The sequence below is a fragment of the Paenarthrobacter sp. CM16 genome, assembly GCF_013179505.1.
In the GTDB taxonomy this organism is placed as follows: Bacteria; Actinomycetota; Actinomycetes; order Actinomycetales; family Micrococcaceae; genus Arthrobacter.
Map to the genome: position 1 here is coordinate 1 of NZ_JABMCX010000286.1, position 5973 is coordinate 5973.

Consider the following 5973-nt stretch of genomic DNA (forward strand, 5'->3'; position numbering starts at 1 on the left):
ACCGCATGTCCCGCACGACGGACGCTCCGCCGTCGGGGGTGAATCATTCCGCAAGCGTGTCCTGTACCTCAGCGAGGACTGGCTGCCCGCGAAAGCTGCAGATGCTGCAGTGACGCAGCCGCTGCTGATGGATCAGCAGACGGTGGCGACCGTGATGGGTATCCATGCCGCGTTGGCTTCACCCGGGGATGCCATGGGAGCCGAAAGCGGCGTTCTCACTCTCCGGGAAGCCGTCCGCTCCCACCTCGGGGCACCCTCGGCCCCGACGCGGGATGCTCCCCTTGCCCGCCGGCTGCGAGAAATGTTGGATGACCGCCTCTCGGAGTCCTTCACCATCGCCGAAGCCGCCCAACTGCTCGGCGCGCATCCGAGCCACCTGGTGCGCGCTTTCTCCAAGGCCTACGGCATTGCCCCTTACAGGTACGTGACGGGGCGCCGTGTTGACCGCGCGCGACGACTGCTGCTGGAGGGCCGGCCGGCATCTGAAGCAGCGGTCGAGGCGGGCTTCCATGATCAATCCCACCTCACCAGGCATTTCAGACGCGTCCTGGGAACGACGCCGGGAGCCTTCGCCGGCTGACCGCCGCCCGGGGCGGGACTGGCGTAGCCTAAGCGCGATCGTGAAGCGTCACGTGGTAGCCGTCAGGATCAGCGAAGGTGAAAGTGCGGCCAAATGGACCGTCGACAGGAGCGGTGACGATCCTGTGCCCAACTTCGTGCAGAGCATCGTGAATGGCTTGAACGTCAGTGGCGTGGAGCCACACCGCGGCACCAATGCCCGGCTGTTCAACTGTCGATAGATCAGTGCCGGGAACGACCGTACGGAGCGCGAAAGGGATCGGGCTTGTGTCGAACACGACGGCGTGAGGCGGCCCTGCTTGCGACCGCACCAGGCCGAGGTACTGCTCGTAGAACGCTTGTGAAGCGTCGAGGTCGCGCGCCTGGAGGGAGATGAAATCGGGACCGGTGACGGGCATGGTGTTGCTCCTTGGTTTTTCATTGTCAGCCATCTGACACGAACAAGCTATGTCAGAATACTGACATGAGTCAACGCGGAATCGACCTCACCACCTCGCTGGGATATCTGCTGAAAGAAGCGTCGAGCACCCTGCGCGCTTCCATGGAAGCAGCGCTGAGGCCGCTTGGAATGACCATCACCCATTACTCCTGCCTGGAACTCCTTGCACAGCGCCCGGGCCTGTCGAACTCCGAGCTGGCCCGGGGCGCGTTCGTCACCCGACAGTCCATGAACGTGCTGCTCCAAGCCCTGGAACGCGACGGATACGTGACCCGCCCGGAGGAGGCCCGCGTAGGTAAAATCCTTCCCGCTCAGCTCACCCCGCTGGGCCGAAGCAGTCTTGAGAAGGCAAGCGCTGCGGTCCGTAGCGTGGAGGTCAAGATGCTCGGGGGCATGACGCAGGACGAACAAGCCACTGCGTTCAGGGCGTTGCAAAGCATGGTCCGCTCATTGCGGGAGGACCAGGGAGTCAGCCAGGGTGACAGCAGCGAGGATAGACGTCATGCGGATAAGTAGAACTGCCGGGTTGAGCGTCGTCGCTGCCACATTGGCCGGGCTGCTGAGCGGCTGCACCATCGAAACGACTCCTCCAGCCGCCACTTCCCCAACTGCCACTCGTGCGGCGCGCCCGATGGCAGCGGCCCAAGCAGCAGTAGCCCAAGTCCCAGGGGCGGAGTTGGAGGCGGCCCGCGCATGGGACGGAACCACCGCCTACGTCCTCGCGACGCTCTCCGCGACGGAGGCTTTTTCCGGAGACCCCGCAACACTCATCGATTACTCGTTGGCGCAGCTCGCTTCGCAGGACGAGGTGGATCGCGGACGCCTGGTGCGCTTCAGCTTCGAAGCGCCGGGGCAAACGGTCGAAACCACCAAGGCACTTCTTGCGTCCTTGGGCATCGACTCGGAGCAGTACGCGGGCGGGTCCTCCCTGGAACTAGCCAATCAGGACCTGGACGACCGATACGGCACGTGGCCCGCAGCGGTTCCCAACCTCCCGCCGTCGTTCATTAACAATTCCTGAATCCCCGCATGAATTGCTGTGCCCATCGCTGCCTCCTTCTTCACGCAGAGGGTTGACGATGCGCGCGTAAAAGCACGGCAAATACAGGGATTCAATGCGCAGCAAAGATTCACGACGTCGGCGCCATCGGCTGGTCATTGCCGAGCGCTCCGGCATTGATCCTGTGGTCACCGCTACCAACGCCGGCTACTTCGAACACCAAACGCCTCACCCAACCATTCAGCGGGCAACCCGGAATGGGATGCCCGCCGGTCGGCAGATAAAGGCAACCGCTGGGGATCTGATAGAGCGACCCGCTCAAACGCTAGGGACCTGAGAGAGCGATCCGCTCAAACCCTAGGGATGTGCGAGAGGGTGCGGCACTTACATGTCCGCGAGCGCTCCACCCGGGTTCTCGATGGCGTCAGCCACGTACCGGAGGAAGCCTGCAGCAGTTTCGCCGTCGCACACGCGGTGGTCGAAAGCCAAGGTCAGTTCGGTGACCTTGCGGACGGCCAACTCACCGTTGACCACCCAGGGCTTGTCGATGATGCGGCCCACACCCAGCATCGCAACCTCGGGGTAGTTGATGATCGCAGCCGAGCCGTCCACGCCGAACACGCCGTAGTTGTTCAGCGTGAAAGTGCCCGAGCCCAGTTCTGTTGGAGTCGCCTTTCCGTCACGCGCGACGGCGGTGAGTCGGCGGATCTCGGCGTCCAGCTCGCGGGCACTCAGCTCATGGGCGTTCCGGACGGACGGGACAACGAGTCCGCGGTCGGTCTGGGCGGCGAAGCCGAGGTTGATCCCTTCGAATCCGACGATCTCTTGCGATCCATCGGCAGCCGTTTCAAAGCGGGTGTTCAGTGCGGGGTACTTTTTTAACCCGGCCGTGACAAAACGGGCGATGAAGGCCAGCAAGCCCGGAGTATCGTGCGGTGCGCGCTTCTTGAGCTCGGCCCGCATCTCCAGCAGAGCGGTTGCGTCCACGTCCACCCAAACCGTGGCCTCGGGAATCTCGGAGCGACTGCGGGTCATGTTCGCGGCCACAGCCTTGCGAACCCCGCGAACAGGCGTTCGCGCAGATACGGACAAACCGGTACGGCCGTCAACGGCACCCGCATCAGCAGAAGCGGCAACGGGTGCGGCAACGGAAGCCGGAGCAGAGACACGAGCCGAGTCAGGAACAGCAGGAGCAGTAATCGCCGCCTCCACATCCTGGCGCATGATCAACCCACTGGCACCCGAACCCTCAATCGCGTCGAGAGAAACACCGTGGTCGCGCGCCATCTTCCGCACGAGCGGAGAGATGACAGCACTGAGCTTGCCGGGGATGCGCGTCCCGGCCACAGCAGGCTCCATCACCGGCTCAGTAATAGCAGCAGGCTCAGCAACAGAAACGGCAGAATCGACGACGCCGACGCTCGCCTTCCGCGGGCGGGTGCGCCCACCTGTCGCTCCCCCGGGCGTTCCGTAACCGATCAGCACATTGCCCGAGCCGGCCTTTTCCTCGGTCCGGTAGGTCTCGGCAGCAGCTTCCACGTCCGGCGAAACGTCGAGGCCGGAAGACACCGGCGAAGGGTCCACAGAACCAGCCGGAGCGGGAGCGGCGGCAGCGGGCGACCCCGCGGAAGAACCAGCGCGAGCGATCGAGATCAGCGGCTTGCCGACGTCGAGCGTTTGACCGGCCTCACCGTGCAGCTCGGCAACCGTGCCGGCGTAGGGCGAGGGAACCTCAACCATGGATTTGGCGGTCTCAACCTCGGCGATGGGCTGGTCCACCACGATCTCGTCACCCACGGCAACGAGCCAGTTCACCAGTTCGGCCTCGGTGAGTCCTTCGCCGAGGTCGGGCAGTTTGAAGACCTGCATATCTGAGCTCATGGTTAGTCCTCCCATTGAAGGTCATCGACGGCGTCGAGGATGCGGTCGACGCTCGGCAAGTAGTAGTGCTCCAGCTTGGGAGACGGGAACGGGACATCGAAGCCGGTCACCCGAAGGATCGGCGCGGCGAGGTAGTGGAACGCGCGTTCCTGGACGCGGGCCACAATTTCGGAGGACACGGACGCGAATCCATGGGCTTCGGCGATCACGACGGCGCGTCCCGTCTTGCGCACGGACGCGCAGACGGTCTCGTCGTCGAAGGGGACGAGGGTGCGGACGTCAATGACTTCGAGCGAGCGGCCCTCTTCGGCAGCGGCAGCTGCAGCGGCGAGCGCTGTGGGGACAGACGGGCCGTAGGCGATGAGCGTCGCGTCCGTGCCGGGACGGGCAACAGCCGCGCGGCCCTCGGTGGAGGTCCCGGCGTCGTGCTCTGCACGCAGTGCACCCAAGTCCACCTGGTCCTTGGACCAGTAGAGCTTCTTAGGTTCCATGAACATCACGGGGTCATCGGAGTCGATGGCTTCGCGGAGCATCCGGTAGCCGTCGGCCACGGTGGCCGGGGTGTAGACCTTCAGGCCGGCGGTGTGCGCGTAGTAGGACTCGGAGGAGTCGCAGTGGTGCTCCACTCCCCCAATGCCGCCGGCGTAGGGAACACGGATGACCATGGGCATTTTGAGTTTGCCCTTGGTGCGGTTGTGCATTTTGGCGACGTGGCTGACGATCTGTTCGAAAGCCGGGTAGGCGAACGCGTCGAACTGCATTTCGATGACGGGCCGCATGCCGTTGATGGCCATGCCCACGGCCATGCCCACGATGCCGGATTCCGCGAGAGGGGTGTCGAAGCAGCGTTCTTCACCGAATTCGGCCATGAGGCCATCGGTGATGCGGAAGACGCCGCCGAGCATTCCCACGTCTTCACCGAAGACCAGGACGGAGGAATCGGCGCGCATGGCATCGGCCATGGCAGTGTTCAGGGCTTTGGCCATGGTGAGGCTCTGCGGACCGGTGGCTTCTGCAGTGGCCGCGGCGGACGCGGCGGCGCTGGCGGTGGCTGCGCTGACGTTGGCGGTAGCGGTGGTGGTCACGGTCATTTTGCGCTCTCCTCTCGTGCGAGTTCGCTGGCGAGCAGTTCGGACTGTTCTTTCAGCTGCGGGGTTTGCTTGGCGAAGACGTACTTGAAGAGGTCCAGGGGCTGGACCGGGACATCCTCGCCCAGGCCCTCGCGGAGCTGGGTGGCGACTTCTTCTGCGTGCACGGCGATCCTGTTACCGGCCTCGTCGTCCAGCAGCCCCTTGTCCGTAAGGTACGACTTCATGCGCGCCAGCGGATCCTTGGCCTGCCATTCGGCAACTTCGCTGTCCGGACGGTAGCGGGTGGCGTCGTCGGCGTTGGTGTGGGCCTGCATGCGGTAGGTGTGGGCTTCGATCAGGAGCGGTCCTGATCCTTCGCGGGCCAGCTTCACCGCTCGGTCCATCACGGCGAGCAGTGCGACGAGGTCGTTGCCGTCAACGCGCTCACCGGCCATGCCGTAGCCAACAGCTTTGTGGGCCAGCGACGGCGCCACGGACTGGTGGCTGAGCGGTACGGAGATGGCGTACTTGTTGTTCTGCACGAAGAAGATGACAGGCAGGTGGAAAACTGCAGCAAAGTTCAGGGCCTCGTGGAAGTCGCCTTCGCTGGTGGCGCCGTCGCCACACATGGCCATCACTACCGTGTTTTCACCGCGTAGCTTGGCGGCATGGGCCACACCGACCGCGTGAAGCAGTTGCGTCGTAAGAGGGGTGCATTGGATGCCAACGTTGTGCTCTGTGGGGTCGTACCCGCCGTGCCAGTCGCCGCGGAAGATAGTCATCACCTCAACGGGGTCCACCCCGCGGGTCATGACGGCGACGGCGTCGCGGTACGTGGGGAACAGCCAGTCACCCTCGCTGAGGCACATGGCAGCTGCAACCTGGCAGGCTTCCTGGCCGTGGCTTGAGGGGTAGACGGCCATGCGGCCCTGCCGGACCAGTGCCGAGTTCTGGTCGTTGACGCGACGTCCGACGACGAGTTGCTCGTAGGCGGCCATCAATTC

The 5973-nt window shown here is 64.3% G+C and carries 7 protein-coding genes; 3 read left to right on the top strand and 4 right to left on the bottom strand.

Translation table 11 applies throughout. From position 1 onward, the window contains the following. On the top strand, positions 1-580 hold a 580-nt coding region (locus HP499_RS19660; RefSeq protein ID WP_172325835.1), incomplete at its 5' end, for a helix-turn-helix transcriptional regulator. Positions 581-608: 28 nt separating this feature from the next. Here the strand turns inward: HP499_RS19660 and HP499_RS19665 are convergent. Continuing rightward, complete coding sequence (locus HP499_RS19665; protein ID WP_172325836.1) at positions 609-977, bottom strand: VOC family protein; 369 nt, start codon at positions 975-977, stop codon at positions 609-611. A 65-nt stretch (positions 978-1042) separates the two neighbouring features. Between HP499_RS19665 and HP499_RS19670 the strand changes: the two genes are divergently transcribed. Then, the gene (locus HP499_RS19670; protein ID WP_172325837.1) at positions 1043-1534 is read left to right on the top strand and encodes a MarR family winged helix-turn-helix transcriptional regulator; all 492 of its coding nucleotides are present in this window, start codon (positions 1043-1045) and stop codon (positions 1532-1534) included. Continuing rightward, entirely contained in the window at positions 1521-2039 is a 519-nt protein-coding gene (locus tag HP499_RS19675) for a hypothetical protein (RefSeq protein WP_172325838.1), read from the top strand. Before HP499_RS19670 ends, HP499_RS19675 begins: the two co-directional genes overlap by 14 nt. Positions 2040-2402: 363 nt before the next feature. Here the strand turns inward: HP499_RS19675 and HP499_RS19680 are convergent, their stop codons facing one another. From HP499_RS19680 to pdhA, 3 genes are all read right to left on the bottom strand, one after another. Then, the gene (locus HP499_RS19680; RefSeq protein ID WP_253951706.1) at positions 2403-3899 is read right to left on the bottom strand and encodes a dihydrolipoamide acetyltransferase family protein; all 1497 of its coding nucleotides are present in this window, start codon (positions 3897-3899) and stop codon (positions 2403-2405) included. Between the two features lie 2 nt (positions 3900-3901). After that, positions 3902-4990 carry an alpha-ketoacid dehydrogenase subunit beta gene (locus HP499_RS19685; protein WP_172325840.1) on the bottom strand — a complete coding sequence of 363 codons (1089 nt, stop codon included), beginning with the start codon at positions 4988-4990 and terminating at the stop codon, positions 3902-3904. Next, a partial coding sequence (pdhA, locus tag HP499_RS19690; protein ID WP_172325841.1) for a pyruvate dehydrogenase (acetyl-transferring) E1 component subunit alpha occupies positions 4987-5973 on the bottom strand: 987 nt, incomplete at its 5' end. The genes HP499_RS19685 and pdhA, both read right to left, overlap by 4 nt.